Origin of the sequence: Pseudoxanthomonas suwonensis, from assembly GCF_010093235.1 — a bacterium.
In the GTDB taxonomy this organism is placed as follows: Bacteria; Pseudomonadota; Gammaproteobacteria; order Xanthomonadales; family Xanthomonadaceae; genus Pseudoxanthomonas; species Pseudoxanthomonas suwonensis.
The window spans coordinates 107,238-133,064 of sequence record NZ_PDWP01000006.1 but is presented as its reverse complement, the minus strand read 5'-3'; the positions used below and the strand labels follow the sequence as shown (position 1 = coordinate 133,064).

Genomic DNA, 25,827 nt, shown 5'->3' with positions numbered 1-25,827 from the left:
CCCCACGTGTGAGGCGGCCGCCAGCGTCGAATGTGTATAAGAGAGGGGGGGCGGGGTCGCAACTGGGGGCGGATCCGCTTCGCCTGGCTGGCCCGGTTCGGCTGCGCGGCCGCTGCGCACGGCCTCGGCCTCGATCCGCAGCTCCACCTGGTCGCCGATCATCGACGGCCAGGCATCCACGCCGAATTCGCTGCGGCTGAGCACGCCCCTGGCGGAAAACCCGGCGGTGCGGCGGAACGGCGGCATCGGGTGGCGACGCAGCGCGTTGAACGCGACCTCCAGCGCCAGCGGGCGGGTGACGCCGCGCAGGGTCAGCAGGCCGTGCACGACGAAGCGGTCCGGTCCCAGCGGTTCGATCCGCTCGGATACGAACCTCGCCTCCGGCCAGCGCCCGGCATCGAGCAGGCCGCGGGCCAGGGTGGCGCGGTTCCAGTCCGGGTCGCCCAGGGCCAGCCGCTGCAGGGGCACGCGCACGTCCAGGCGGGCGCTGCTCCAGTCCCCGGGGTCGAACTCCAGGCTGCCCTCGCTGCCGGACACCGTGCCTAGCGCCGGGGAGAAGCCGGCGTGGGACACCGCGAACAGCACACGGGTGTGGACCGGGTCCAGGGCGTAGCGGGCCGGTTCGGCCGTCGCGGTGCCGGCGGCAAGCAGCGCCAGCCCCGCCAGCGTGGCGGCGAGGGAGCGGCGGACGCGGTCTGGGAGCAGGGCCATCGCCGGCATTCTAGGCATGCCGGAGGCCGTGCGGCTTGCGCCGGGCACCGGGCATTGCGACGATTCGCTCCGGGGTTGACCACGAGGACACCATGCGGCTGGTCTGGCTGTGCCTCCTTCTGGCGCTGTCCGGTGCACTGCGCGCCGCGGTGCCGGAGATGCCGCGCTTCCGCGTCCTCGGGCCGGGGGACGGGCTGCCGTCGACCACGGTCCCGGCGATCGCGCGCGACCAGGAAGGCTACCTGTGGGTCGCGACCTGGGACGGCCTGGCGCGCTATGACGGCGTCGGCTTCCGGGTCTGGCAGCACGATCCCCAGGACCCGGCCTCGCTTCCGGGCAACCTGATCCAGGCGCTGTACGTGGACGGACGCAACCGCATCTGGGTGGCGACCGAGGGCGGCGGCGTGAGCGTGATGGACGAGACCCGCTCCGGGTTCCGCCATTTCCGCAAGGCGACCCATCCCAAGCTCGAGAGTGACGACATCTTCACCATCACCGGCCGCGGCGACGAGGTGTGGCTGGGCACGTTCGGCGGCGGCCTCTACCGGATCGACGGCGAGGACCGGCTGGTGCGCCTGCGCTCGCGCGATCCGGAAATCGATGCCGCGCTGGACCGGGCGATCATGGGCATCTCCATGGACCCTGACGGCGAGGCCATCCTGGTCGCGACGCTCAACGGACTTGCCGTCTGCATCGACAAGAGCGCGCCGGTCCGCCGCGTGAGCGTGCCGGGCGAAGAGCCGTTCCCGCCGGTGACCGCGGTATGGCGCGAGGGCGACAGCACCTGGGTGGGCACGCCCTACGGCCTGCACCGCATGCGCGACGACGGCAGCTGGGACACGCCGGCCTGGGCCGCCGGGTTCCAGCAGCGGCGCACCGTCACCGCCATGAGCAGCGACGGGGATGGCGGTTACTGGGTAGCCACTTCCAGCGGCCTGTGGCACGTGCCACGCAACGGCGTCCCCGTCGTGGTCGGGCTGGGCGCGGGCGGCCCGAGTCCGAACAGTTCCATCCAGGCGATGCTGCACGACGCCGATGGCGGCCTGTGGGTGGGCCTGCCGGCGCAGGGCCTGGGCTACCTGCGCGCCGACTGGCGGCGCACGGCGGTGCTCGGGCCGGCGCAGGGCTTCAGCGGCGGCCTGTACCGGGTGGTCGTGCCGGCGCGCGACGGCGGAGTGTGGCTGGCCGGCAGCACCGATGCGGGCGGGCGCCTGGACACGTCCAGCGCGGGGTTCCTCAACACGCTGGACGTGCCGTTCGAATTCAATGCAGCGTCCATGCGCAGCGCGCTGCACGACAGCCGCGGCCAGCTGTGGCTCGGCGGCACCGGCCGCCTGGGGCGGGTGGGCAGGGCCGGACCGCAAGGCGAGCCCGGCCGCGCGGGGAACACGGCCACCGAGGACCCGGGGATGGGGCGCGGCACGCTGGAGTGGATCCTGGAGTCGCCGGATGGTTCGCTGTGGCTGGCCTTCACCGGCCACGGCCTGCAGCAACGCGACCTCGAGGGCCGGGTGCTGCGGGAACTGCGGCCCGGGCAGACGCCGGGGCTGGACAGCGCCGATTTCGCCACCGTCGTGATCGGTCCGGACGGCGCCCCGTGGATCGCCCAGGGCAACCGCATCCTGCGCTGGGACGGGACCGCCGGCGCCTTCCTTCCCTTGCCTGGCCTGGAGCCGGCCGAAGGCGACGCCATCCACGGGTTCGTGCTGGACGGCATCGACCGCCTCTGGCTGCAGCGCCTGTCGGGCCTGGAACTGTGGCAGCGCCAGCACGGACGCTGGAACCGCCAGCTGCGGCTGGGCGTGGGCGACGGCATCCCCGCCACCGAGGCCACCGGCATGCGCGTGGACGCGGGGCGCCGGCTGTGGCTTGCGACGCGGCGCGGCCTGTTCCGGGGCGATCCGCCGGACGGCGGTGGGCTGGCGGAAGTGCGTCCGTTCGGCGTGCGCGAAGGCCTGCCCAGCCAGGAGTTCGTCGAGCGCGCCATGGCCATCGACCAGGACGGCGTGCTGGTGGCCTCCACCGGCGACGGTTCGCTGCTGCTGCTGGACACCACCCTGGCTGACCCGCGGCCGCTGTCGCCGCGCCTGGTGGTCGATGCGCTGCGCGTGCGCAGCGGCGAGGAATGGGTGGACCTGCCGCGGGGCGGCGACTTCTCCCTCGGCCCGCAGGACCGCGACTTCGAGGTGGTGCTGCGCCTGCTGTCCTACGACGACCCCTCGTCGCACCGCTACCGTTCGCGCCTGCTCGGCTTCGACCGCGAGTGGGTGGAGATGCGCGCCGGTGCGCGCATGTTCTCGCAGCTGCCGCCGGGCGATTACCGCCTGCAGCTGCAGGCCTCCCTGGGCCACCACAGTGGCTGGTCGCAGGTGCGCGAGATCGGCTTCTCGGTCGCGCCGCCGTGGTGGCGCACCGGCTGGGCGATGCTGGCGGCCGCGCTGCTGGTGGTGCTGCTGGCCATGGGCAGCGCGCTGCTGTACCGGCGGCGCGTCCGCGCCCGCAGCCAGTGGCAGCTGGCCCTGCACAAGCGCGAGCTGGCCGAGCAGGCGTCCATGGCCAAGAGCCGCTTCCTGGCCACGCTGAGCCACGAGGTGCGTACGCCGATGACCGGCGTTCTGGGCATGAGCGAGCTGCTTCTGGACACGCCGCTGGACCCGCGCCAGCGCAGCTACGTCGAATCGATCCGCCGCGCCGGCGACCACTTGTTGCGGCTGGTGAACGACGCGCTGGACCTGGCCAGGATCGAGGCCGGCAAGCTGGAACTGGATTCGCAGGACTTCGATCCGCACGCGCTGGCCGCCGAGGTCGCGGGCCTGATGGCCCCGGTCGCCGAGCAGCGCGGCCTCGCCTTCCACCTGCGGGTGGCGCCGGACATGCCCGAGGCGGTGCGCGGCGATCCGGGCCGCGTGCGGCAGATCCTGCTGAACCTGCTGGGGAACGCGGTCAAGTTCACCGACCGTGGCGAGGTGGTGCTGGAGCTGGGCAGGGGTTCACCCGAAGGCATCGTGTTCGTGGTCCGCGACACCGGCCCGGGGCTGAGCGAGGAACAGAAGGCGCGCCTGTTCCGCCGCTTCGAGCAGGCAGACGGCGCACGCACGGCATCGCGCTACGGCGGCAGCGGCCTGGGCCTGGCGATCTGCAAGGAACTGGCAGGGGCCATGGGCGGCAGGATCGAGGTGGACAGCTTCCCCGGCCGCGGTACCGCCTTCCGCGTGCAGCTGCCGCTGCCTTCGGTGGCCCCGCCCGAGGCGGCCCCGGCCGCCGCGCCGGCCCCGGCGCCCGCGCGTGCCACCCGCCAGCTGGACCTGCTGCTGGTGGAGGACGACGCCACCGTGGCCGAGGTGATCTGCAACCTGCTCCGCGCGCGGGGCCATTGCGTGGCCCACGCGCCGCACGCCCTGGCGGCGCTGGCCGACGTGACGGTCGCGCATTTCGACCTGGCCTTCCTCGACCTGGACCTGCCGGGCATGAATGGCATGGCGCTGGCCCGGCAGCTGCGGGCGCAGGGTTTCGCTTCGCCACTGGTCGCGGTGACCGCGCGTACCGATGGCGAGGCCGAGCAGCTGGCGCGCAACGCGGGCTTCGATGCATTCCTGCGCAAGCCCGTGACCGGCGAGATGCTGGCGGCGGTGATCGCCGCGGTGCTGCCCGAGGTCCCGGAGCCGGCGGACGAGGGCGTCGTGTAGGAACCGGGAAGCCGCGCGCGGATGCGCGGCCTTCCCGACCGGCCGGCTCAGCGCGCGCTGTGCGCGTGCACCGCCTCGACCAGCGCCAGCACGTGCTCCGGATCCATGTCCGGCGACATGCCGTGGCCCAGGTTGAACACGTGGCCCTCGCGCGAGCCGCCGTTGCCTTCGGCGTAGCTGTCGAGCACGCGCGCGGCCTCGCGGGCGATCGCCTCGGGGCTGCCATACAGGGTGGCCGGATCCAGGTTGCCCTGCAGCGCGACCTTGCCGCCGGTGCGGCGCGCGGCCTCGGCCAGGTCCACCAGCCAGTCCACGCCGACCGCGTCGGTGCCGGTGGCGGCGAGCGCCTCCAGGTACGGCGCATTGCCCTTGCCGAACAGGATCAGCGGGGTGCGGTCCTCGCCCTCGCCGCGTTCCAGTTCGCGCGCGATGCGCTGCAGGTAGGGCAGGGAGAACTCGCGGTACAGCGTCGGCGAAAGTACGCCGCCCCAGGTGTCGAACACCTGCAGCGCCTGCGCGCCGGCGGCACGCTGCGCGGCCAGGTAGGCGATGACCGCGTCGGTGACCACGCCCAGCAGCCTGTGCAGCAGGTCCGGACGGTTGAAGGCCATCGCCTTGATCTTCGAATAGTTGTCGCTGCCGCCGCCCTCGACCATGTAGCAGGCCAGGGTCCAGGGGCTGCCGGAGAAGCCGATCAGCGGCACCGCGCCGGCAAGCTCGCGGCGGATCACGCGCACCGCGTCCATCACGTAGCGCAGTTCGGTCTCCATGTCCGGCACCGCCAGGCGGGCCACGTCGGCCTCGTCGCGGATGGGCCGCTCGAACTTCGGGCCCTCGCCCTCGGCGAAGTAAAGGCCCAGGCCCATGGCGTCGGGCACGGTGAGGATGTCCGAGAACAGGATCGCCGCGTCCAGCGGGAAGCGGCGCAGCGGCTGCAGGGTGACCTCGCAGGCCAGCTCGGGGTTCTTTGCCATGGCCAGGAAGCTGCCGGCCTTGGCGCGGGTGGCGCGGTACTCCGGCAGGTAGCGGCCGGCCTGGCGCATCAGCCACACCGGCGTGCGGTCCACGGGCTGCCGGCGCAGGGCGCGCAGCAGGCGGTCGTTTGCGGGGTTTTCGGACACTTCGGAACCTTGTGCTTGGAAGGAGGGCGCGCCTCAGGCGCGGCGCGGCGCATCGGCGCCGGCGACGAACATCACCTGGAAGCCGCGCTTGATCTGCGCATCGCGGGCCTTCTCGAAGGCGGCGATGGCCTCGTCCTGGAGCAGGTACTGCTCGCGCCGCAGCTGCGACTTGCCGCCGATCTGGCCGCTCTCGCGCAGCAGCTCCCAGCCGCCGAACAGGTCCGGCTGCAGGGTCAGCTGCAGGTAACGGGGGGCTTCACCCGGCGAAGGATGCTGCTGCAGGAGGATGCGCATGGGCCCGGATTGTAGCCGGTGCGGGGCCGGCGTCCGCGCGAAGGCCGACGGCCGGCCTCAGGCGTCCCGCAGCAGGGCCAGGACCGCGGCCTCGTCCACGTCCGGGACCACCTCGGCGCGGCCGATCCCGCGCCACAGCACCAGGCGCAGGCGCCCGGCCACGTTCTTCTTGTCCAGGCGCATGCGCCCCAGCAGCGCCTCCGGCTCCAACCCGGCCGGGACCAGCGTCGGCAGGCCCAGGGCCTCCAGCAGCTGCGCCAGGCGCGCGGTGTCCTCCGCGGGGGCCATGCCCAGTCGTTCGGACATGCGCGCGGCCAGCACCATGCCGACCGCGACCGCCTCGCCGTGCACCAGCGCCGCGCTGCCGCCGCCGGAATACCCCTGCTCGGCCTCGATCGCGTGGCCGAAGGTGTGGCCCAGGTTGAGCAGGGCGCGCTCGCCCTTCTCCAGCGGATCGCGCTCGACGATCGCCGCCTTGTGCTCGCAGCTGCGGGCGATGGCCTCGGCAAGCGCGTGGTCGTCACCGGCCAGCAGGGTTTCGCGCTGCGCTTCCAGCCACTGGAAGAACAGCGGGTCGCCCAGCGCGCCGTACTTGACCACTTCGGCCAGGCCCGCGCGCAGTTCGCGCGGCGGCAGGGTACGCAGGACCGCCGTGTCGGCCACCACCGCGCGCGGCGGATGGAAGGCACCGACCAGGTTCTTGCCCTGGGGGATGTCGACCGCGGTCTTGCCGCCGACCGAGGAGTCGACCATCGACAGCAGGGTGGTCGGCAGCTGCACGCAGTCCACGCCGCGCATCCAGCAGGCCGCGGCGAAGCCGGCCAGGTCGCCGACCACGCCGCCACCGAGGGCGAAGACCGCGGTGTCGCGGGTCGCGCCCAGCGCGGCGAGCGCGTCGAAGGTGGTGGCGAGGGTGTCGAGCGTCTTGTGCGACTCGCCGGCCGGGATCACGTGGGTGGCGATGGCCAGCTCCGGCCGCGCGGCGCGCAGCGCCGCTTCCACGCCCGCCGCATAAAGCGGCCCGACCTGGCTGTCGCTGACCAGCAGCACGTGGCGCCCGCGCGCGCGCGCGGCCAGTGCCGCCCCGTCCTGCAGCAGGCCGGGACCGATGGTGATGGTGTAGGGATGGCTGCCGCCGACCTGGACCGTGCGGACGGCACTCATGCGGCCGCCTCGCTGATGGTCCAGGTTTCGGCCAGGCGAAGGGCCAGGCGGCTGGCGGCCTCGGCGGCAGTGAGGCCGTCGGTGTCCATCACCAGGTCGGCGACCTCGCGGTACAGCGGCTCGCGGAAGGCGGCCAGGTCGCGCAGCACCTGCTCGCGGTCGCCACGCTGCAGCAGCGGACGGGTGCGGTCGCGGCTGAGCCGCTTGAGCTGCGAATCGATGTCCGCGCGCAGGTACACCACGAAGCCGCGCCCGCGCATCAGCCTGCGATTGCTCTCGAGCAGCACCGCGCCGCCGCCGGTGGCGACCAGCTGGCCGCTGCCGGCCAGCAGTTCCTCCAGGGCGCTGCTTTCGCGCTCGCGGAAACCCGCCTCGCCCACGTGGTCGAAGATGGCGCTGATGCTGGCGCCGGTGCGCTGCTCGATGAACGCGTCGGCGTCGACGAAGTCCAGGCCGAAGCGTTCGGCCATGCGCCGGCCGATGGAAGATTTGCCGGCGCCCATCGGGCCGACGAGCACGAGATTGGGGGCGGGATTCATGGCGACCGATGCTAGCAAAGGCGCTCGGTCACGGCTGAAACGAAGCGCCGCCGGTGGCGGCGCCCGTGCGGGCTCAGTCCGGGTAGCCTGCCAGCGCCTGCAGCTCCATCGAGATCATCAGCTGCAGCTCGTCGAGGGTCTCATCCATGCAATGGGTACGACCAGCCATGTGCTGGGCGAGCAGGGTCGCCAGCAGTCCGCCCATGGTTTCCGGATCGTGCTGCCAGGCCTGGGCGACGGCTCCGGGGAGCAGTCGCTCCCAGCCTTCGACCGGGGGCACGCCTGGTGGTGCCGGTGGCGGGGAGTGAAAAAGCGTCCGATGCGCGCGCAAAGTGTCCATGAGTGGATCATGACTGCGATGTCCGTCCGCTTTCCATGCGAATCCTCGCAAACACTGTGCAGCATCCGTTACGGACAGGGTGGGGGATTGGGTGCTTTCCATAAGCGCTCTTGCTCCTTGTTATGCCCGGGGGAAGGGCGGGTTTGATGCGCCGCGCAACCGCAACGACGGCATCGTTCCACCATGCGCCTGGGCATGGTGGGCGGCCGGCGTTGCATGTTGCAGTGCGGTGGTGGCCTGCGAAGGCGTCGCGGATGTGGGCGCGGGGGCGGCCGTTTCCGCGTCAGGGAATCAGTCCGTTGTCGCGGGCGTAGGCGTAGATCTCCAGGTCGTTGTGCAGGCCGAGCTTGTTCATCGCGCCGACCTTCTGGTGGCTGATCGTCTTGACGCTGCGGTTGAGGTGGCGGGCTATCTCCGAAACGCTCATGCCCGAGGCGAACAGGCGCAGCACCTCGGTCTCGCGGCGCGACAGCGGGGTGCTGCCCGCCTCCGCGCGCAGGTGCGCATCCAGCGCGGCGCGCACGCCGGAACCGACATAGCTGCGCCCGTTGGCCACGGTGGAGATCGCCAGGGTCAGTTCCGACAGGGTGTCGGACTTGTCCAGCAGGCCGCGCACGCCGGTGCCGAGGATCGCCTGCAGGACGTTGGCGTTGCCGGCCATGGTCAGGACCACCACCGGCAGCCGCGGCCAATGCGCACGCAGGCGCGAGAGCATGGCCAGGCCGTCGACGCCTTCGCCGCCGGGCATGATGAAGTCGGTCAGCAGCAGGTCGGCCTCGGCCTGCCCCAGCGCCTGGAACAGGGAGGCGGGGCTTCCGGCTTCGGCCACCACTTCGGCATTGCCGCCGGATTCCAGGAGCAGGCGCAGGCCTGTACGGACTACCGGGTGGTCGTCGGCGAGGATGATGCGCAGCTTGTTCATGTGGTGCTGGGACCGTCCCTGGTCTTTGCGCCCCGGTTTACCGGGGCGCAGCGATGGTGGAGCCGGGTGGCCCGAGGCTTTCCAGCAGTTCCTCGAGCCACCGCACGTGCTGTAGCACTGCGTCGCGGCGCGCGGCGGGCGCGGCCGGGGCATTGGCAAGGCCACCGCCTGGTGGCTCGCCGACCAGCCGCAGGGACCCGGAGATCCGGTGCAGCAGTTCGGCCTGTGCCTGAGTGTCGCCGCGGGCAAAGGCCTGGTCCAGTGCCGAAAGATCGGTACGGCAGGTCTCCAGCAGGGCATGCAGGATCTCGCGCACCTGCCGGACCGAGCCGAAGGCTTCCATCAGCACGGCCAGCTGCCGGTAGGCCGCACCGGCCTCGGGCCGGGGCAGCTCGTCCACCGCAGGGGCCAGCGGCGCGCATACCCCGAGGTGCCGCGACAGCTTGAGCTCCAGCTCGTGCAACTGCACCGGCTTGGCCAGGAAATCGTCCATGCCCGCCTCCAGGCAGGTGGTCACGTGCCCCGGCAGGACACTGGCCGAAAGCGCAATCACCGGCATCCTTGGCGCCTGCTGGGCACGTTCGTCGGCGCGCAGCTGGCGTACCAGGGTGTAGCCGTCCAGTTCGGGCATGTGGCAATCGGTGATCAACAGGTCGTAGCGCACCTGCTGCAGGGCCTGCAGGGCCTCGCGCCCGTTGCTGACCACGTCGTGTGGATAGCACAGCCGCTGCAGCTGGCGCGAGATCACCGCGCGATTGATCGGATGGTCCTCGGCCACCAGGATCCGCACCGAGTGGCGGCTCATCTGCGGCAGGCCCGTGGCCTCCGGCTCGGGCAGGCGCAGGGCGGCGCGGCAGGCGCGCTCGAGGTTGCGCCACAGCAGGGGCGCGACCGGCAGCACGATGAATCCGTCCGGGGGCGGGAGCGGGTCGCGCGGGTCGTGCAGGCAAACCACCGGCGTGCCGCCGGGCAGGCGCCCCGCGCGCACCAGCGCCGCATCGGCCAGGAACAGGTCGGCATCCCCCGGGTCCAGGTCCGCCACCCCCGATGGCATCGCGTCGAGCGTTTTCAGGCCCAGGGCGGCCAGCGACTGGGCGAGGGCGCGGCCGGTGTGCGGGTCGGCGGTGCAGACCAGGGCCAGGCGCCCGGCCAGCTCCGGGACTGCCAGCAGCGGCTGCTCCAGCGGCAGCTCGAGCTCCAGGCAGGAGAAACCGCCCTCGCCCTCGACCCGCGACATCAGCAGTTCGCCGCGCATCAGCCGCACCAGGTGGTGGCAGATCGCGAGGGCCAGGGCAAGTCCGCCCGGGCGGGCGGTGTCGTCGCGCTTCAGCGGGGTGGCCGCATCGGCGCGGTACGGCGGGGCGCTGCCTTCGCCGGTGTCGGTCACCGACAGGCGCAGGCGCTGCGTGGTGCCGGTGTCGGCCAGCACTTCCGCCTGTACCTCGATGCGACCCTCCGAAGTGGCGCGCACTGCGCCGGCGAGCAGGTAGGCGAGCACCTGGCGCAGGCGGGCCGCGTCGCCGCGGTAGCCGCGCGCGATGTGGCGGTCGACGCACGCGTGGAGCCGCAGCCCTTTCTCGCCGGCCTGCACCGCGGCGGTGGCGACCGCTTCGTCCAGCAGCGCGCGCAGGTCGAAGATGCCCTGGTCCAGCTGAAGTTCGCCGGCCTGCAGGCGCGAGAAATCGAGGATGTCGCCGAGGATGTCCAGCAGCGCCTCGACCGATTCCTCCAGCATGCCGAGCATGTGCACCTGTTCCTGGTCCAGCGGCGTGTGCGCCAGCAGCTCCACGATCCCGAGCGCGCCGGCGATGGGCGTGCGGATCTCGTGGCTGACCAGGGAAAGGAAGGTGCCGGCGGTGTGGGCCGCGGCTTCGCTGGCGCGGCGCGCCTCGTGCAGGTCGGTGATGTCGCCCATCGTGCCCAGGACCGCGCCGACGCCCTGGGGCCCCCGCACCGGATGCAGGCGCAGGCGCAGGGCACGCGTGGTTTCGCCGCCGCCCTGGTCGATCTCGCAGGCCACCGGGCCGCCGGACTGGTGCAGGCGGCTCTCGGCCTGCATCAGCGCGTCGGTGTCCTTGCCGTGCACCTGGCGCAAGGCGGCGAGGGTGCGCCCGATGACGTCCTCGCGCCGGCAACGGTAGTGGGCCTCGAACAGCCGGTTGACCACCAGGTAGCGGCCGTCGCTGTCCTTGAGGAAGGCCGCGCAGGGCAGGGCCTCCAGCAGGGCGGTGGCGTCGGGAAGTTCCGCCACCGGGCCGCGTCGGCGGGCGCGCCAGGCCGACCAGCCGGCCATGGCCAGGGCACCTGCCATGGCGCCGCCAATGACGCAGGCGGCAAGGGCGAGGATGGGAGGCGCGTCGGAAACCGGGGTGGCCAGGGCCGTGCCTGGCGCCAGCGCGACAGCCAGGAACGCGACCCGGGTGGGTAAAGGCGTCCGGGCCCACGGGCCCGGACGGGCCGCCATGGATGCCCCGGGGGAGTGGGCGGATCCGGCAGGGGGCGGCCAGGACAGGGGGGAAACGCCGGTAACGGGCGGCCAGCCGGCGCCTTGGCGCCGGACGGGTAGGCCCAGCTCCCTGCTACCGCTCCATTTCCCCATGAGCGATGAATGTCTCGCGGCTGACCTGTCCATGACCATCAGACGAATCCCAAATCCCCTGGCTTGTCCTGTCTGTCCCGGGAAGTGGAACCGGGGGCCAGGCTGGCACGGCGCGCGCCATCCAGGACTACCACCCTATCGGCCAGACCCGGCAGGGTCCGCAGGGCCTGGCGGCTGACCCGCTCGTAGTGCCGGACGAATCGCTGCAGGCCGGCGCGGTCCATGCCGCGACGGCCCGGACTGGCCGCCTGCAGCGCCTGCTCCTGTTGCCAGCGCCATTCGTACACCGTCCCGAAGTCCGGCGGCTGCAGGAACCACAGCTGGTCCAGCCGGGCCCACAGCGCCGGGTAGTCGCGTGCCAGTGCGGTGTTGCAGTAACGGCGCCAGGTGCCGTCCGGGTCCTCGCCGGCCTCCAGTGGATTGACCGGCCCGGCCAGCGCGGCCGCATCCTCGGCCGGCACGCCCACGCACCAGCCCTCGACCACCAGCAGGTCCAGCGGACGCACCGGGCGTGGCCACCGCTCCTGCGGCAGGCGGTCGTCGGCCAGCTTGTCGAAGCGGGGCAGCGGTGGCGTTCCGCCGGCCCGCAGTGCATCGATGGTGTCCAGCCCCAGCCGCAGGTCGTGCGTCCCCGGCGGGCCGCGGGTGGCCAGCAGCGGATGCACGCGTGCCGCCAGCTGCAGGCGCCGGGCGCGGGGTAGGTAGAAGTCGTCCAGCGACAGGCTGGCGGCGGACAGCCCGGCCTCGCCGGCCGCCTGCACGATCTGCGCGGCCAGGGTGGACTTGCCGCTGCCCTGCAGACCGCTGATGCCGAGCACCCGCATGCCCATGCCCGGACGCCCGGCGACCGAGGCCAGGACCGCCTGCACCAGCGATGGAGGGAAGCCTGCGGTATGCGATGGCCTGGACATGGGGCCACAATCCCGGCCCCTGCCGCGCATGGAGCCGCCATGACCGATCCGCTGTACGCCGAGGCCCTGGAGACCTTCGGGCAACTGCTGGAGGAGGCGCGCGCCAGCGGCATGGTCGATCCCAATGCGATGACCGTGGCCACGGCCGACGCCCAGGGCCGCCCGCACGCCCGCACCGTCCTGCTGAAGGCATATGACGAGCGCGGCTTCGTGTTCTACACCCACCTGGACAGCGCCAAGGGGCGCGACCTGCGGGCCAATCCGCACGCCGCCCTGCTGTTCCTGTGGCGGCACCTGCGCGAGGCGGGCGTGCAGGTGCGCGTCGAAGGCGGGGTCACCCAGGTCGACGCCGCCGAGGCCGATGCCTATTTCGCCAGCCGCCCGCGCATGAGCCAGCTCGGCGCATGGGCCTCGCGCCAGTCGCAGACCCTGGCGTCCCGTGCCGACTTCGAGGCGGCGCTGGCCGAGGCCGAGGCGCGGTTCGCCGATGGCCCGGTGCCGCGTCCGCCGGGATGGAGCGGGTTCCGGGTCGTGCCGCGCGCGTTCGAGTTCTGGTACGGCGCTGGTTTCCGCCTGCACGAGCGCTGGAGCTACGAGCGCGACGAGGACGGCACCTGGTCCAAGCGGATGCTGCAGCCATGAACCCGGTGCGCGTGCGTCCCCCGCGCGCGGCCGACCTGGCGGCCTGGGCGGCCATGCGCGCCGCGCTCTGGCCCGAGGTGGATCCGGAGCTGCTGGCCAGCGAAGCTTCCGACCTGCTGCACGCGGTGGATGGCGGCGTGTTCGTGGCCGAGGCCGACGGCGGACTCGTGGGACTTGCCGAGGCCTCGCTCCGCCACGACTACGTCAACGGCACCGCCAGCTCGCCGGTGGGCTTCCTCGAGGCCTGGTACGTGGCCCCCGGCTGGCGCGGCCGCGGCGTGGGCCGCGCCCTGCTGCGCGCGGTGGAGGGATGGACCCGCGGCCTGGGCTGCACCGAGCTGGCCTCCGATGCCCTGCTCGACAACACCGCCAGCCATGCCGCGCACCGCGCCTGCGGCTTCGCCGAAACCGAACGGGTGGTGTACTTCCGCAAGCGGGTGGGCTGATGGGCCCGCGCCGCATCGTCTGCCTCACCGAGGAGCCGACGGAGGCGCTTTACGCCCTCGGCGAACAGGACCGCATCGTCGGCATCAGCGGCTTCACCGTGCGCCCGCCGCGGGCCCGGCGCGAGAAGCCCAAGGTCAGCGCGTTCACCAGTGCCAAGGTCGAGGCGATCCTGGCGCTCAGGCCGGATCTTGCGATCGGCTTCTCCGACATCCAGGCCGATATCGCCGCCGAACTGGTGCGCCGTGGCGTGGAGGTGTGGATCGCCAACCACCGCAGCGTGGACGGCATCCTCGACTACATCCGCCGCCTGGGCGCGCTGGTCGGCGTGGCGGCCAAGGCCGATGCATGGGCGGGCGAACTGCAGCGCGGCCTGGATGCGGCGCGCGAACGCGCGCAGCAGCGGGGCGTGCGGCCGCGCGTCTACTTCGAGGAATGGGACGAGCCGCTGATCACCGGCATCCAGTGGGTGGCCGAGCTGGTGCGCATCGCAGGCGGCGAGGACGCCTTCCCGGAGCTTTCGACGCAATCCCTGGCGCGCGACCGCATCCTCGCCGATCCGTCGGTGGTGGTCGGCCGCGCGCCGGACATCATCCTCGGCTCGTGGTGCGGCAAGAAGTTCCGGCCCGACAGGGTCGCGGCGCGCCCGGGCTGGGATGCGATCCCGGCGGTGCGCGATGGCGAGCTGCACGAGATCCGCTCACCGCTGATCCTGCAGCCGGGGCCGGCGGCGCTGACCGACGGCTTGGCCGCGATCGAGGCGGTGCTCGATGCCTGGGCGCGGCGCCGCGCCGGCTGAGGCTCAGCCGCGCTCCAGGGCGGCGGCGGTGGCTGCCATGCGCGGACCCAGCCAGCAGTAGGAACCGACCGGGGTCAGTCCGGCGTCCTGGAACTTCCTGCGGTACCAGGCGGCCTTGCGCGACTGGAAGCCGTCGGTGTCTCCCTCGAACTCGTCCTCGGCGGCGAAGGCCTCGAGGAAGGCGACGCCGCCGCACAGCTCGGCCAGGCCGGGCAGGCCGCGGCCGAGCTCGCGCGTGGGCAGGTAGTGGATCACGTCGGAGCACACCAGCAGGTCCACCGGCGCGCAGGGGCGCAGCCATTCGAAATCGCCGAAGCGGGCCAGGTGCAGGTTGCGCCGCGCGCCGTGGCGGGCAATCGCATATTCGCTGGAGTCGAAGCCCAGGTAGCTGGCCTTCGGCCGCAGCTTGAGCAGCGGTCTGCGCCAGGCACCCTCGCCGCAGCCGATATCCAGGACCGTGCGGATGGGGCGCTCCAGGTAGTACTCCGCGGTGGCCACCGCCAGCGCCACCTTGCGCTCGAGCCGGCGCGGATCCTGGATGTTGTGCTGCCGGTACCAGCGGTCGAAGTAGGCGCGGTCGTAGGTCTTGGTCATTGGCGGGGCATGTGCGGAATGGGGCGCCGCGGGCGCGGAGGCGGAAAGCGGGGAGCGAAAGCCACCGGGTCCCGGCCTGCGCCGGGACGACGGCGAGGTAAGCGGGCGCGGGTTTCGCGTCGAAGGACAGAGTTTAGACCCCGCTGGGGACAGTACCGCCCCGCGTCGTCCCGGCGCAGGCCGGCAACCGTTCGACGCCATGCCCGCGATGGCCGACAATCCGCGCATTCCAACCACAGGTGACGCGCATGTATCCGGCCTATCTCTGGGTGAAGTCCTTCCACATCCTGTTCGTCGTGGCGTGGATGTCGGCGGTTTTCTACCTGCCGCGGATCCTGGTCAACATCGCCGAGGCCGGCGGGCAGCCGCAGGTGCACGAGCGCCTGGTGCTGATGGGGCGCCGCCTGTACCGCTTCGGCCACAACATGTTCGGGCTCGCCTTCGTCGCCGGCCTGGTGCTGTGGCTGGGCCACCGGGTGATCGACGGGTTTCCCACGATGGTCGGTTCGCCGGCCGGCTGGCTGCACGCCAAGCTCGCCCTGGTCGTGCTGCTGGTGGTCTATTACGTGCTCACCGGGCGCTGGCTGAAGAACGCCGCCGCCGGCAAGCCGCTGGCGTCCTCGCGCGCGCTGCGCGTGTTCAACGAGCTGCCGGTGCTGGTGCTGCTGGTGATCGTCTGGCTGGTGCTGGCCAAGCCGTTCTGACCCCGCGCCGGCGCGGCCAACCGGCTTCCACTGCAGGCGGGCCGCTCCCTCCGGAGCGGCCCGTCGTCGTTCGTGGCTCAGTCCTTGCGCTGGAACCGTTCCGGCTGCGGCAGTTCCACCGGCACGCCGTTGGCGTCGCAGGTGCCGGCCGCGCACAGGCGCTCGCGCAGCTTCGGCGTGGCCTGCACGATCAGGTGGAAGATCGTGTTCTGCTCGAGGGTGCCGCGCACGGCCTCGCTGCCGGGGCCGCGCGCCCAGATGCCCACGTCCTCGCCGCCATGCGTTTCGGACTTCAGCGGCACCAGCGCTTCCTGCATGTAGTCCGGATGGGTGGTGTCGACCTGGGTCAGGTCGGGACGGCCCTGCGCCGGCTGCGAGGACGAGGGATGGTGCGGATAGGTCTTCGGGCCGGCCGGCTGGCGGTTGCTGGCGCCGGTATGGCCGGGGCCGTTGGCGTAGCTGAGGGTGGTGTAGGGCAGGCCGGTGTTGTCCAGGGCATAGCCGCCGCGCTTGCCGTCCTCGGTGGCGGGGCCGCGCACCTTGTCCAGGATCGGGTTGCCGCGGGCCGGGTAGCCGACGAAGTTGAGCGAGTGCGAATGGTCGGCGGTGACCAGGATCAGGGTGTCCTCGGCCGAGGTCATCTCCGCTGCCACGCGCACGGCCTCGGACATGGCCACGGTCTCGTCCAGCGCACGGAAGGCGTTGCCGTTGTGGTTGGCGTGGTCGATGCGCGCGCCCTCCACCATCAGCACGTAGCCGCCGGGCTCCCGCGACAGGCGGCTGATCGCCTCGGCGATCAGCTCGGCCAGGGTCGGCTCGGCGGCGCGGTCCTTCTCGTGCTCGAACTGCATGTGGTCGTGCTCGAACAGGCCGAGGACCGCCGGGGCGTCGGCGGCGGCCTGCAGCTGCTGCCGGTTCCACACGTACACGCCGCCGGGATGGGCGGCCTTCCATTCGGCGACCAGGTCGCGGCCGTCGCGGCGCAGGCCGATCCTGTCGGGGTACTCGGGGTCGCGGGACTCGACCGGCAGGAACTGCCCGCGGCCGCCGCCGAACATCACCTTCGGGCCGGGCCCGTACGGAGTCGCGACCATCTGCCGGGCGATGTCCAGGCAACCCTGGGCGTGGGCCTCGGCCGGCATGTCGGCGTCGCTTTCCCAGTTGCGGTCGGGCGAGTGCGCCCAGGTCGCGGCCGGGGTGGCATGGGTCAGGCGTGCGGTGCTGACGATGCCGGTGGCCATGCCGGCGGCATCGGCCAGCTGCAGCCAGGTCAGGCGGTGCTTGCCGAGGCTGTCGGCGCAGTCGTTGCGCCTGCCGGCGGAAACGCCGATCGCACCCATGTGGGTCTTCACGCCGGTGGTGATGGCGGTCATGGTGCCGGCCGAATCCGGCGTCTGCGAATCGGTGTTGTAGGTCTTGCTGAAGGCGGTGTGCGGGAAGCGCTCCCAGCTCAGCAGGTTCTCCTCGCCCGGGCCGCCCTTGCGCTGGCCCTCGAGGATGCGCGCGGCGGCGACCGTGGTCAGGCTCATGCCGTCGCCCAGGAACAGGATGACGTTCCTGGCCTTGCCTGCCATGGCGCCGTTGGCCGCGGCGCTGGCCGCGCCCTTGCGGTACCACCACTGCGGGGTCTCGCCGGCGGGATGGGCGATGGCCGGGACCTCGACGACGGGCGCAGGGGAGGCGGAGGAGGCAGGAGAGGTGCCGGTGGCACAGGCGGCGGGCAGCAGGGCGCAGAGCAGGGCCAGCGGAAGGGCGGGGGTATGACGGGGCATTGCAGGTCCGGGTGGGCGTACGCGGGCGTGGCCACGACCACGCCGGCGGCGCGGCCACGACCGCGCATGCGTGCATGGTGGTGTGGGCCGGGCATTATCGGGCAGCGCGAATGTCATGCCTATGACGCGTTGGCGTTCCACTGCTGGCATCGCCAGCCGGCGGGCGAGGGGGTATCGTCCCGCCTCTGGTCGCTTCCGGATTGCAGATGAACCTGGTCAAGGCCTGGCTGGCCATTCCCTTCTGGCAACGCGTGCTGGGCGGCTTCGTCCTCGGCGCGCTGGCCGGCTGGCTGATGGGGCCGGCCGCGCAGACCTGGTTCGGGCCGCTGGGCACGGTCTACGTCAACCTGATCCGCATGATCGCGGTGCCACTGGTGCTGTTCGCCGTGGTCAACGCGGTGGCCTCGCTGCACGGGCAGAAATCGGTGGCCGCGCTGGGCGGGCGCACCTTCGCCTGGTTCGCCGCGACCGCGGCCCTGGCGGTGTGCGTGGGCCTGGTCGTGGGCCTGGTGCTCAAGCCCGGCATGGGCCTGAGCGGCCTGTCGATCCCGTCCGACTACACTCCGCGCGAGGTGCCCACGCCGGTCCAGGTCCTGCTGGACGTGGTCCCGACCAATCCGTTCAGGGCCCTGTCCGAGGGCAAGATCCTGCAGGTCATCTTCTTCGCCGGGCTGCTGGGCTTTGCCCTGGTCAAGCTGGGCGAGAAGACCGCAAGGCTGCGCGCGCTGGTCGGCGAGGCCAGCGACGCCATGGTCCAGGTCACCCGCTTCGTGCTGGAGATGACCCCGCTGGGCACCTTCGGCCTGATCGCGGGCCTGGTCGGCAGCTACGGCTTCGAGAAGCTGCTGCCGCTGGGCAGCTTCGTGTTCGCCCTGTACCTGGCCTGCGCCCTGCACATCGTCCTGACCTACGGCGGCCTGCTGCTGGCGCACGGGCTCAATCCGCTGAAGTTCTTCCGCGGCGCCGCGGCCGGCATGCAGGTGGCCTTCGTCAGCTCCTCCAGCTTCGCCTCCATGCCGGTGGCCCTGCGCTGCGCCACCCACAACCTGGGCGTCGACAGGGACTATGCGGCCTTCGCCGTGCCCCTGGGCGCCAGCATCAAGATGGACGGCTGCGGCGCGATCTATCCGGCGCTGACCAGCGTGTTCGTGGCCCAGTACTTCGGCCTGGACCTGTCGGCGAACCAGTACTTCGTGATCCTGCTGGCCTCGGTGCTGGGCAGCTTCGGCACCGCCGGCGTGCCGGGCACGGCGACGGTGATGGTGACCCTGGTCCTGAGCGCCGCGGGCCTGCCGCTGGAAGGCATCGCCCTGCTGGTGGCGATCGACCGGGTGCTGGACATGATGCGGACGATGACCAACGTCACCGGGCAGATGCTGGTGCCGGTGCTGGTCGCCAAGGAGACCGGGCTGCTGGACCGCGGGGTCTACGAGCAGGCGTCCAGCAACGTCGGCATCGAGTCGACGGAAGTGCGCGACTAGGAGGGGCGCTGGCCTGCTTCACGGCGGCAGCTGCCTGCAGCCAGGCGTGGCGGGCGCGGACAAGCCTTGAAAGCCACTGGTCCCGGCTTTCGCGGGGACGACGACCTACCCGTTATCCCCCCCCCGATAACGCCGTCCCGGCGAAAACCGGGACCCGGCGACTTCAAGGAGGGGTGCAGCAGTCGTTCGCGGAGGCCGACTTTCCAGGCCGCCTGACGCAGGAAGGCCGCCCGGAGGCGGCCTTCTGGAGACAGCTGCGGAACGTGGTCAGATCTCGACCCGGCGCGCCTGCAGGAAGCGGTTGCCCCAGTAGCCGGAGGCCAGGCTGTCCACGCGCACGTCCTTGCCGCGGCTGGGCGCGTGCAGGAACTGGCCGCTGCCGACATAGATGCCGACATGGTTGACCCGGCCGCGCTGGCCGAAGAACACCAGGTCGCCCGGGCTCAGCTCTTCGCGGTTGCGGATCAGCTTGCCGTCGGAGCGGGCCGCCATGTCGCGCGAGGCGCGCGGCAGCTCGATGCCCAGGGCATTGCGGAACACGTAGTTGACCAGGCCGCTGCAGTCGAAGCCGTCCGGACCGGAGCCGCCCCAGCGGTACGGGGTGCCGAGCAGGCCCATGGCGGACTTCACCACCTGCTCCAGCTTGCCCTCGGGCTGGGCCTCGGCGCCATTGATCAGGCGGTTCATGTCGCCGGCGAAGTTGGCCGAACGGTCCAGCAGCATGCCGTCGTTGCGCGACAGGTGCGGCAGCAGGGCGGCCAGGGTGGCGCTGGCGGCGGCGTCGGCCTTGCCGCGCAGGCCGGTGGCCGGAGCAGGCTGCGCCGCAACGGCCGCCTGGGCGGCGGGCCTGGGCAGCGGCACGGCCGGAGCGACCTCGAGCGCGGCCGGAGCCAGCGGCTCGGGTTCGATCGGAGCCGGGGCCGCGAACAGCGGTGCGCCCGGCAGGGCCAGGCACAGCAGGAGCAGGCGGGACGCCCGGCGGGAGCGGGCGGCGGTGGCGGCGGATTGCGGGCGCTGGGCCCAGACTTCGGTCGTCACGCGGCGGTCACGGAAAAAGGACCGGGGGATGATGCCGGCTTCACGCCGCCTTGATGTTCACAAAAAGTTAAAATCTTGTGAATCGTTCCGATAGCAGTCACGTATCAGTGCAATACCCGCCTGGCGCCGGTGTAGTGGTCGCGCCAGTAATGGCCGTCCAGATGGTCCAGCCGGACCGTGCCGCCGGTGGTCGGGGCGTGCACGAAGCGCCCCTCTCCGACGTAGATGCCGACATGATTGACCTGCCGGCCGCTGCCGAAGAACACCAGGTCGCCGGCGGCCAGCTTCTCCGGGGCCACCTTCGGGCCCTGGACCTCCGCCAGCTCGCGGGAGGTGCGGGGCAGGCGCAGGTCCAGCATGTCCCGGTACACGTAGTTGACCAGGCCGCTGCAGTCGAAGCCGGTGTCCGGGGTGTTGCCGCCGTAGCGGTAAGGGGTGCCGACCAGGCTCAGGGCCCGCAGGATCACCGCGTTGGCGGCAGCCGGGTTGGCCGGGGTCACCTGGGGCCAGTGCCGGGTCTGGGCCGGGGCCTTGGCGCCGGAGGGGCGGGTGGTCTTGGACCCGCCGCAACCAGCCAGCAGCAGGGCGACGGCGGCGACCGCGCTCCAGGCCACGGCTGGCAAGGACGGGAAGGGGACGGGATAATGCGGGGCTTTCCTCACGGCGGCCATGATGGCCGCGGTGCCCGCGGCCGGCAAGCCGCCCACCCCCCGCTGCCGCCGGCAGCCACACCGAGTTCCGCATGAAGATCGAAAAAGACCGCGTCGTCCGTTTCCACTACACCGTCTCCGAAGTCGGCCAGGAGCCGCTGGAGAGCTCGAAGGAGCGTGAGCCGATCGCGATCCTGATCGGCCACGGCAACATCATCCCCGGCCTGGAGCAGGCGATGATGGACAAGGAGGCCGGCGAGAGCTTCAGCGTCGACGTCCCGGCCGCCGAGGCCTATGGCGAGCGTCGCGACGGCCTGACCCAGCGCATCCCGAAGAAGCACTTCGGCAATACGAAGCTGGCCCCGGGCATGCAGGTCGTGCTGCAGACCAACTTCGGCCCGCGCGCGGTGACCGTGCAGAAGGTCGGCATGAGCGTGGTCGACGTGGACCTCAACCACCCGATGGCCGGCAAGGACCTGCACTTCGACGTGGAGATCGTCGAGGTGCGCGAGGCCAGCGCCGAGGAAGTCGAGCACGGCCACGTGCACGGCGACGGCGGCCACCACCACTAAGCGCCACATGCAGACGGCCCGCGCGAGCGGGCCGTTTTGTTTGCTGCATCCGTGGGGCTGCCGGCCTCAGGCCAGGGCCAGGCCGCCGGGCACCGGGTCCGGCGCTTCCGCCGCCACCTGCCCGCCGGCGGCCAGCCGCACCGGCGCGAAACTGCGGCGGTGGTGCACGCAGGGCCCGTGGCTGGCCAGCGCGGCCAGGTGCGCCGGCGTGGCATAGCCCTTGTGCTCGTCGAAGCCGTAGACCGGGAATTCCTCGTGCAGCCGGCACATCAGCCGGTCGCGGCTGACCTTGGCCAGGATCGAGGCGGCCATGATCGCCGGTTCCAGGGCGTCGCCACCGATGATCGCCTCGGCCATGCACGGCAGCGAGCGCGGCAGCATGTTGCCGTCGATCCGCGCCAGCTGCGCGTGTTCGCCCAGCGCCAGCACGCAGCGGCGCATGCCCTCCAGGGTCGCCTGGAGGATGTTCAGGCGGTCGATCTCCTCGACCGGGACCAGCTCCACGTGCCAGGCCAGGGCGCGCTCGACGATGCGCGGGTACAGGTCCTCGCGCTGGGCTTGGCTGAGCTTCTTGGAATCGTCCAGGCCGCGGATGCGCCGGCGCGGATCCAGCACCACCGCGGCCACCGCCACCGGTCCGGCCAGCGGGCCGCGGCCGGCCTCGTCCACGCCGGCGACCCGCAGGCGGCGGCGGTCGACCGGGAACAGGCCGCCCTCGTCCGGGCCGGGGAAGGTGCGCGCGACACGGGCGGCGCGGCGGGTCATGCCGCGGCCCTGCGTCCGTCGACCAGCTCGGCGATCGCCTCGGCCGCCGAGGCCGAGGCATCGCGGCGCAGTTCCAGGTGCAGCCGCTCGTACTCGGGCTGCAGTGCCTGGGCCGCGTCGGGCCGGGTGAACCAGTGCAGCACCGCCGCGGCCAGGGCCTCGGGCGTGCAGTCGTCCTGCATCAGTTCCGGCGCCAGGTCCTTGCCGGCGAGGATGTTGGGCAGGGCGTAGCGGTCGACCTTGAGCAGGCCCAGTGCCTTGACGATGCGGTAGGTCAGCGGCGAGACCCGGTAGCCCACCACCATCGGCCGCTTGGACAGCATGGCCTCCAGGGTGGCGGTGCCGGATGCCAGCAGGACCACGTCGGCGGCGGCCAGCACGTCGGGCGCGCGGCCGTCGTACACGTGGGTATGGGCCGAGCGCAGCGCCGAGCGCTTCAGCTGCGCCTGCAGCAGTTCGCGGCCGGCCGCGCTGGCCGCCGGGACCGCCACGCGCAGGGCGGGCAGGGCCTCGCTGACCTGCCAGGCCGCGTGGAAGAACACGTCGCCCAGACGGTTGATCTCGCCCAGGCGGCTGCCCGGCAGGACCGCCAGTACCGGTGCGTCGGCCGGCAGGCCGAGCCGGGCGCGGGCCGCGGCCCGGTCCGGGTGCAGCGGCATGGCGTCGGCCATCGGATGGCCGACGAAGCGCGCGTCGACGCCGTGGCGGGCGTAGATGTCCGGCTCCATCGGGAACAGGCACAGCACCCGGTCGGCGCTGGCGCCGATCTTCTCCGCGCGCTTCTCGCGCCAGGCCCAGACCGAGGGGCTGACGTAGTGGACGGCGGGGATGCCGCGTTCGCGGAACCAGCGCTCGACGCCCAGGTTGAAGTCCGGGGCGTCGATGCCGACCACCACGTCCGGTCGCCAGGCCAGCGCGCGGTTGCGCAGCTCGCGGCGCAGCATCAGCAGTCGCGGCAGGTGCCGCAGCACCTCGGCCAGGCCCATGACCGCCAGCTCGCTGGCGTCGTGCCAGGTCTCGACCCCGGCCTGGCGCATGGCGTCGCCGCCGACGCCGGCGAACAGCGCGCCGGGATAGCGGCGGCGCAGGGCCTCGACCAGGCCGGCGCCGAGCCCGTCGCCGGAGGCTTCGCCTGCGATCAGCAGGATCCGCGGCGGCAGGCCGCCGCGGTCGTGCACCACGGGAGCGGGCACGGCGGCCTCCATCAGCGCAGCAGCGGGCGTTCGCCGCCGTCGATGAAGTCCAGCAGCTGGCGCACGTCGTCGCTGTCCTGCGCCTGCACGCCCAGCTGCTCGCGCGCTTCGGCCAGCGGCAGCCCCGCGACGTAGAGGGTGCGGTAGGCGCGCTTGATCGCGGCGATGCGCCCGGCATCGAATCCGCGGCGCTTGAGGCCTTCGCTGTTGATGCCGCGCGGGCGGCCCAGCGAGTTGCCGCCGACCATGGTGAACGGCGGGACGTCGCCATTGACCAGCGCACCCATGCCCAGGAAGGCGTGGTCGCCGATGCGGCAGAACTGGTGGGCGCCGGCGAAGCCGCTGATGATCACCCAGTCGCCCACGGTGACGTGCCCGGCCAGGGTGGTGTTGTTGGAGAACACGCAGTTGTTGCCGACGATGCAGTCGTGGGCGACGTGGCTGTAGGCCAGCAGCCAGTTGTCGTCGCCGATGCGGGTGATGCCGCCGCCGCCGCCGGTGCCGCGGTTGACGGTGACGAACTCGCGGAACACGTTGCGGTCGCCGATCACCAGTTCGGTGCGCTCGCCGGCGACCTTCTTGTCCTGCGGCTCGCCGCCGATGGCGGCATGGCCGATGAAACGGTTGCCGCTGCCGATCCGGGTCGGGCCGGAGAAGCTGCAGTGCGGGCCGATCTGGCAGCCGTCGCCGATCTCGACCTCCGGGCCGATCACGGTGTAGGCGCCGACGCTCACGCCCTCGCCCAGGCGGGCCGAAGGGTCGATCACCGCGGTGGGATGGATCAGGGCCTTGTCGTTCATTGCAGGTCTCCGGTCACTCGCGGGTGCCGGCGCACAGCACCTCGGCGCAGGCGACCACTTCGCCGTCGACCTTGGCTTCGCCGTAGTACACGGCCATGTTGCGGATCACGCGCTTGACCGTCACGTGCAGCTCCAGGACGTCGCCTGGCACCACCTGCTTGCTGAAGCGCGCGTTCTCCACCTTGACCATGTAGAACAGCTTGGACTGTGCGTCGCGCCCCATCGAAAGCTGGGTCAGCACGCCGCCGGCCTGGGCCAGGGCCTCGATGATCAGCACGCCGGGCATGATCGGCTGGCCGGGGAAGTGGCCCTGGAAGAAGGGCTCGTTGATCGAGACGTTCTTGCGGCAGACGATGCGCTTGCCCTCGATGTCCAGTTCGTCGACCCGGTCGACGAGCAGGAACGGATAGCGGTGCGGGATCAGCGTCCGGATCGTGTTGACGTCGATGGGCAACTGCACGGTTTTGTTCATTCGAAGCTTCCCTGGGTGGAGGCATTGACGCGGCGCGCCAGCGCATCCAGTTGCTTGAACCGGGCGGCGTTCTTCCGCCAGGTGCGGTTGTCGGTCAGCGGGGTGCCGGAGGAGTACTCGCCCGGCTCGCGGATGGAATGGGTGACCAGCGACATGGCGGTGACCAGCACCTTGTCGACCACTTCCAGGTGGCCGAGGATGCCGGCGCCGCCGCCGACCAGGCAGTAGCGGCCGATCTTCGCGCTGCCGGCGGCCGCCGAGCAGCCGGCCATGGCGGTGTGGGCGCCGATGCGCACGTTGTGGCCGATCTGGACCAGGTTGTCGATGCGCACGTCCTCCTCGAGGACGGTGTCGTCCAGGGCGCCGCGGTCGATGCAGCTGTTGGCGCCGATCTCGCAGTCGTCGCCGACGACCACGCCGCCCAGCTGCGGCACGTTGACCCAGTGGCCGGCGTCCATGGCCAGGCCGAAGCCGGCGCCGCCCAGCACCGCGCCGGGCAGGATGCGCACGCGCTTGCCCAGGCGGACGCGGGTATAGAGGGTGACGCGGGCCTGCAGCTCGCAGCCTTCGCCCAGCTCGCAGTCGTCGCCGATCACGCAGCCCGGGCCGATCACGCAGCCGGGGGCGACCTTCGAGCGCGCGCCGATGGAGACGAACGGGCCGATATGTGCGTCCGGCGAGACCTCGGCGGTCGGATCGACCACCGCGCTGGGGTGGATGCCGGGTTCGCGCGCCGGCACCTGCTCGAACAGCGCGGAAATGCGGGCGAAGGCCACGTACGGGTCGCGCGCGATGAGCGCGGTGCCGCGGACGGCCCCGGCATCGTCGGCGCGCACCACCACCACCGCGGCGCCGGTGGTGGCGAGCTGGCCGCGGTAGCGCGGGTTGGCGAGGAAGGCCAGCTGGCCGGGGCCGGCGCTGGCGAGGGTGGCGACGCCGCGTACCAGGGTGTCGCCATCGCCCTGCAGCTGCAGCGAGAAGCGCTCGGCCAGGGCGGCGGCGGTGAATTCAGGAAGGTTCATGGCGCGCATTCTAGCGTCCCCGGCAAGTGCCCCGGCCGCCTCCGGGCTCAGCGCCGGGACAGCAGTACCAGCAGGGCCCCGGTGCCGCCCTGGGCCGGCGGGGCGGAATGGAACGCCAGCACCTCGCCGCGGTGGCGGAGGAGCCGGTCGACCAGGTTCTTGAGCACCGGCACGCCGTCGGCGCCCCCCTTGCCGTGGACGATGCGCACGCAGCCGAAGCCGGCGTCCAGCGCCTCGTCCAGGAAGCGCGCCACCAGCATCTCCGCCTCCAGCGCGCTGGCGCCGTGCAGGTCCAGCTCGTCCTGGGCCGAGAACTGCCCGCGGCGCAGGCGCTGCCAGTCGCGCGCATTGACCCGCTCGCGGCGGAACGCGCTGGCATCGCCGCGCAACAGCACCGCATCCGGCGATTCCGCGAGCAGTCCGGCCATGCCGTGCGCGTCACCGCGGTCGCCGTCGCGGCGCACGGCCGGCCGCGGGCGCGGCCGCTCCGGCGGCGGCGTTGCGTCCGTCCGCAGCGGGTCGACCTTGCCGACCGCGGCGCGGAACAGGGCGGCGTCGTCATCGTCCTCGTGCATCGGCGAAGGTTACCGCA

The 25,827-nt window shown here is 72.3% G+C and carries 26 protein-coding genes; 7 read left to right on the top strand and 19 right to left on the bottom strand.

Annotated features, from left to right (window positions below; translation table 11 throughout):
- On the bottom strand, positions 1–711 hold a 711-nt coding region (locus CSC68_RS04360; protein WP_246193441.1), incomplete at its 3' end, for a YceI family protein.
- 92 nt (positions 712–803) lie between these two features.
- Here CSC68_RS04360 and CSC68_RS04355 point away from each other — a divergent pair.
- Positions 804–4,397 carry a hybrid sensor histidine kinase/response regulator gene (locus CSC68_RS04355; protein ID WP_162202301.1) on the top strand — a complete coding sequence of 1,198 codons (3,594 nt, stop codon included), beginning with the start codon at positions 804–806 and terminating at the stop codon, positions 4,395–4,397.
- A 47-nt stretch (positions 4,398–4,444) separates the two neighbouring features.
- Here CSC68_RS04355 and hemE read toward each other — a convergent pair whose 3' ends face one another.
- The 8 genes from hemE to CSC68_RS04315 form a co-directional block, all read right to left on the bottom strand.
- Complete coding sequence (gene hemE, locus CSC68_RS04350) at positions 4,445–5,518, bottom strand: uroporphyrinogen decarboxylase (RefSeq protein WP_162202300.1); 1,074 nt, start codon at positions 5,516–5,518, stop codon at positions 4,445–4,447.
- A gap of 33 nt (positions 5,519–5,551) precedes the next feature.
- Positions 5,552–5,812, bottom strand: coding sequence for a WGR domain-containing protein (locus CSC68_RS04345; RefSeq protein ID WP_162202298.1), 261 nt, complete (start codon positions 5,810–5,812; stop codon positions 5,552–5,554).
- Between the two features lie 57 nt (positions 5,813–5,869).
- Complete coding sequence (gene aroB / locus CSC68_RS04340) at positions 5,870–6,976, bottom strand: 3-dehydroquinate synthase (protein WP_162202296.1); 1,107 nt, start codon at positions 6,974–6,976, stop codon at positions 5,870–5,872.
- The gene (locus CSC68_RS04335) at positions 6,973–7,515 is read right to left on the bottom strand and encodes a shikimate kinase (RefSeq protein WP_162202295.1); all 543 of its coding nucleotides are present in this window, start codon (positions 7,513–7,515) and stop codon (positions 6,973–6,975) included. Before CSC68_RS04335 ends, aroB begins: the two co-directional genes overlap by 4 nt.
- A 73-nt stretch (positions 7,516–7,588) precedes the next feature.
- Positions 7,589–7,795, bottom strand: a complete 207-nt coding sequence (locus CSC68_RS04330) for a hypothetical protein (RefSeq protein ID WP_162202293.1) — start codon at positions 7,793–7,795, stop codon at positions 7,589–7,591.
- A gap of 343 nt (positions 7,796–8,138) precedes the next feature.
- On the bottom strand, positions 8,139–8,777 hold the full coding sequence (locus tag CSC68_RS04325; protein WP_162202291.1) for a response regulator: 639 nt from the start codon (positions 8,775–8,777) through the stop codon (positions 8,139–8,141).
- A gap of 37 nt (positions 8,778–8,814) precedes the next feature.
- On the bottom strand, positions 8,815–11,088 hold the full coding sequence (locus CSC68_RS04320) for a PAS domain-containing sensor histidine kinase (RefSeq protein ID WP_246193440.1): 2,274 nt from the start codon (positions 11,086–11,088) through the stop codon (positions 8,815–8,817).
- A 326-nt stretch (positions 11,089–11,414) separates the two neighbouring features.
- Positions 11,415–12,287 (bottom strand): kinase, encoded by an 873-nt coding sequence (locus CSC68_RS04315; protein WP_162202288.1) that lies wholly within the window; start codon positions 12,285–12,287, stop codon positions 11,415–11,417.
- 39 nt (positions 12,288–12,326) lie between these two features.
- Here CSC68_RS04315 and pdxH point away from each other — a divergent pair, with 39 nt between their 5' ends.
- From pdxH to CSC68_RS04300, 3 genes are read left to right on the top strand one after another with little or no spacing between them, the layout of a single operon-like run.
- Positions 12,327–12,929, top strand: coding sequence for a pyridoxamine 5'-phosphate oxidase (pdxH, locus tag CSC68_RS04310; RefSeq protein ID WP_162202286.1), 603 nt, complete (start codon positions 12,327–12,329; stop codon positions 12,927–12,929).
- The gene (gene aac(6'), locus CSC68_RS04305; RefSeq protein WP_162202285.1) at positions 12,926–13,375 is read left to right on the top strand and encodes an aminoglycoside 6'-N-acetyltransferase; all 450 of its coding nucleotides are present in this window, start codon (positions 12,926–12,928) and stop codon (positions 13,373–13,375) included. The genes pdxH and aac(6') overlap by 4 nt, the downstream gene beginning before the upstream one ends.
- Complete coding sequence (locus CSC68_RS04300; RefSeq protein ID WP_162202284.1) at positions 13,375–14,172, top strand: cobalamin-binding protein; 798 nt, start codon at positions 13,375–13,377, stop codon at positions 14,170–14,172. Before aac(6') ends, CSC68_RS04300 begins: the two co-directional genes overlap by 1 nt.
- Positions 14,173–14,175: 3 nt before the next feature.
- Here CSC68_RS04300 and CSC68_RS04295 read toward each other — a convergent pair whose 3' ends face one another.
- Positions 14,176–14,766 carry a class I SAM-dependent DNA methyltransferase gene (locus CSC68_RS04295; protein WP_162202282.1) on the bottom strand — a complete coding sequence of 197 codons (591 nt, stop codon included), beginning with the start codon at positions 14,764–14,766 and terminating at the stop codon, positions 14,176–14,178.
- 248 nt (positions 14,767–15,014) lie between these two features.
- Between CSC68_RS04295 and CSC68_RS04290 the strand changes: the two genes are divergently transcribed.
- Positions 15,015–15,470, top strand: a complete 456-nt coding sequence (locus tag CSC68_RS04290; RefSeq protein WP_013534463.1) for a CopD family protein — start codon at positions 15,015–15,017, stop codon at positions 15,468–15,470.
- A 77-nt stretch (positions 15,471–15,547) separates the two neighbouring features.
- Here the strand turns inward: CSC68_RS04290 and CSC68_RS04285 are convergent, their stop codons facing one another.
- Positions 15,548–17,242, bottom strand: a complete 1,695-nt coding sequence (locus CSC68_RS04285; protein WP_162202281.1) for an alkaline phosphatase family protein — start codon at positions 17,240–17,242, stop codon at positions 15,548–15,550.
- A 206-nt stretch (positions 17,243–17,448) separates the two neighbouring features.
- Between CSC68_RS04285 and CSC68_RS04280 the strand changes: the two genes are divergently transcribed.
- A complete protein-coding gene (locus tag CSC68_RS04280; RefSeq protein WP_162202279.1) occupies positions 17,449–18,723 on the top strand; it encodes a dicarboxylate/amino acid:cation symporter in 1,275 nt (424 codons plus the stop codon).
- A gap of 267 nt (positions 18,724–18,990) precedes the next feature.
- Here CSC68_RS04280 and CSC68_RS04275 read toward each other — a convergent pair whose 3' ends face one another.
- Together CSC68_RS04275 and CSC68_RS04270 are read right to left on the bottom strand one after the other, a co-directional pair.
- Positions 18,991–19,761 carry a C40 family peptidase gene (locus tag CSC68_RS04275; RefSeq protein ID WP_211365685.1) on the bottom strand — a complete coding sequence of 257 codons (771 nt, stop codon included), beginning with the start codon at positions 19,759–19,761 and terminating at the stop codon, positions 18,991–18,993.
- 104 nt (positions 19,762–19,865) lie between these two features.
- Complete coding sequence (locus CSC68_RS04270; RefSeq protein WP_211365684.1) at positions 19,866–20,459, bottom strand: C40 family peptidase; 594 nt, start codon at positions 20,457–20,459, stop codon at positions 19,866–19,868.
- Positions 20,460–20,503: 44 nt separating this feature from the next.
- On the opposite strand from CSC68_RS04270, the gene CSC68_RS04265 reads away from it, so the two are divergent.
- Positions 20,504–20,983, top strand: a complete 480-nt coding sequence (locus tag CSC68_RS04265) for an FKBP-type peptidyl-prolyl cis-trans isomerase (RefSeq protein WP_162202277.1) — start codon at positions 20,504–20,506, stop codon at positions 20,981–20,983.
- 66 nt (positions 20,984–21,049) lie between these two features.
- Here the strand turns inward: CSC68_RS04265 and CSC68_RS04260 are convergent, their stop codons facing one another.
- From CSC68_RS04260 to CSC68_RS04235, 6 genes are read right to left on the bottom strand one after another with little or no spacing between them, the layout of a single operon-like run.
- Positions 21,050–21,748 carry a ribonuclease HII gene (locus CSC68_RS04260; RefSeq protein ID WP_162202275.1) on the bottom strand — a complete coding sequence of 233 codons (699 nt, stop codon included), beginning with the start codon at positions 21,746–21,748 and terminating at the stop codon, positions 21,050–21,052.
- On the bottom strand, positions 21,745–22,953 hold the full coding sequence (lpxB, locus tag CSC68_RS04255) for a lipid-A-disaccharide synthase (protein WP_162202274.1): 1,209 nt from the start codon (positions 22,951–22,953) through the stop codon (positions 21,745–21,747). Before lpxB ends, CSC68_RS04260 begins: the two co-directional genes overlap by 4 nt.
- Complete coding sequence (lpxA, locus tag CSC68_RS04250; RefSeq protein ID WP_162202272.1) at positions 22,953–23,741, bottom strand: acyl-ACP--UDP-N-acetylglucosamine O-acyltransferase; 789 nt, start codon at positions 23,739–23,741, stop codon at positions 22,953–22,955. The genes lpxB and lpxA overlap by 1 nt, the downstream gene beginning before the upstream one ends.
- Before the next feature lie 13 nt (positions 23,742–23,754).
- The gene (gene fabZ / locus CSC68_RS04245; RefSeq protein ID WP_162202270.1) at positions 23,755–24,213 is read right to left on the bottom strand and encodes a 3-hydroxyacyl-ACP dehydratase FabZ; all 459 of its coding nucleotides are present in this window, start codon (positions 24,211–24,213) and stop codon (positions 23,755–23,757) included.
- Positions 24,210–25,235 carry a UDP-3-O-(3-hydroxymyristoyl)glucosamine N-acyltransferase gene (gene lpxD / locus CSC68_RS04240; RefSeq protein WP_211365683.1) on the bottom strand — a complete coding sequence of 342 codons (1,026 nt, stop codon included), beginning with the start codon at positions 25,233–25,235 and terminating at the stop codon, positions 24,210–24,212. Before lpxD ends, fabZ begins: the two co-directional genes overlap by 4 nt.
- A gap of 47 nt (positions 25,236–25,282) precedes the next feature.
- The gene (locus CSC68_RS04235; protein WP_162202267.1) at positions 25,283–25,810 is read right to left on the bottom strand and encodes a Smr/MutS family protein; all 528 of its coding nucleotides are present in this window, start codon (positions 25,808–25,810) and stop codon (positions 25,283–25,285) included.
- Positions 25,811–25,827 lie beyond the last annotated feature (17 nt).

What these genes read in the sequence shown, in the direction of transcription:
- CSC68_RS04265 (WP_162202277.1), top strand. Translation starts at nt 20,504, where the DNA reads ATGAAGATCGAAAAAGACCGCGTCGTCCGTTTCCACTACACCGTCTCC.
- CSC68_RS04300 (WP_162202284.1), top strand. Translation starts at nt 13,375, where the DNA reads ATGGGCCCGCGCCGCATCGTCTGCCTCACCGAGGAGCCGACGGAGGCG.
- CSC68_RS04235 (WP_162202267.1), bottom strand. Translation starts at nt 25,810, where the DNA reads ATGCACGAGGACGATGACGACGCCGCCCTGTTCCGCGCCGCGGTCGGC.
- CSC68_RS04290 (WP_013534463.1), top strand. Translation starts at nt 15,015, where the DNA reads ATGTATCCGGCCTATCTCTGGGTGAAGTCCTTCCACATCCTGTTCGTC.
- CSC68_RS04280 (WP_162202279.1), top strand. Translation starts at nt 17,449, where the DNA reads ATGAACCTGGTCAAGGCCTGGCTGGCCATTCCCTTCTGGCAACGCGTG.
- CSC68_RS04260 (WP_162202275.1), bottom strand. Translation starts at nt 21,748, where the DNA reads ATGACCCGCCGCGCCGCCCGTGTCGCGCGCACCTTCCCCGGCCCGGAC.
- CSC68_RS04335 (WP_162202295.1), bottom strand. Translation starts at nt 7,515, where the DNA reads ATGAATCCCGCCCCCAATCTCGTGCTCGTCGGCCCGATGGGCGCCGGC.
- CSC68_RS04355 (WP_162202301.1), top strand. Translation starts at nt 804, where the DNA reads ATGCGGCTGGTCTGGCTGTGCCTCCTTCTGGCGCTGTCCGGTGCACTG.
- CSC68_RS04345 (WP_162202298.1), bottom strand. Translation starts at nt 5,812, where the DNA reads ATGCGCATCCTCCTGCAGCAGCATCCTTCGCCGGGTGAAGCCCCCCGT.
- CSC68_RS04295 (WP_162202282.1), bottom strand. Translation starts at nt 14,766, where the DNA reads ATGACCAAGACCTACGACCGCGCCTACTTCGACCGCTGGTACCGGCAG.
- CSC68_RS04285 (WP_162202281.1), bottom strand. Translation starts at nt 17,242, where the DNA reads ATGCCCCGTCATACCCCCGCCCTTCCGCTGGCCCTGCTCTGCGCCCTG.
- aroB (WP_162202296.1), bottom strand. Translation starts at nt 6,976, where the DNA reads ATGAGTGCCGTCCGCACGGTCCAGGTCGGCGGCAGCCATCCCTACACC.
- CSC68_RS04315 (WP_162202288.1), bottom strand. Translation starts at nt 12,287, where the DNA reads ATGTCCAGGCCATCGCATACCGCAGGCTTCCCTCCATCGCTGGTGCAG.
- lpxD (WP_211365683.1), bottom strand. Translation starts at nt 25,235, where the DNA reads ATGAACCTTCCTGAATTCACCGCCGCCGCCCTGGCCGAGCGCTTCTCG.
- lpxA (WP_162202272.1), bottom strand. Translation starts at nt 23,741, where the DNA reads ATGAACGACAAGGCCCTGATCCATCCCACCGCGGTGATCGACCCTTCG.
- CSC68_RS04320 (WP_246193440.1), bottom strand. Translation starts at nt 11,088, where the DNA reads ATGGCAGGTGCCCTGGCCATGGCCGGCTGGTCGGCCTGGCGCGCCCGC.
- fabZ (WP_162202270.1), bottom strand. Translation starts at nt 24,213, where the DNA reads ATGAACAAAACCGTGCAGTTGCCCATCGACGTCAACACGATCCGGACG.
- lpxB (WP_162202274.1), bottom strand. Translation starts at nt 22,953, where the DNA reads ATGGAGGCCGCCGTGCCCGCTCCCGTGGTGCACGACCGCGGCGGCCTG.
- pdxH (WP_162202286.1), top strand. Translation starts at nt 12,327, where the DNA reads ATGACCGATCCGCTGTACGCCGAGGCCCTGGAGACCTTCGGGCAACTG.
- CSC68_RS04325 (WP_162202291.1), bottom strand. Translation starts at nt 8,777, where the DNA reads ATGAACAAGCTGCGCATCATCCTCGCCGACGACCACCCGGTAGTCCGT.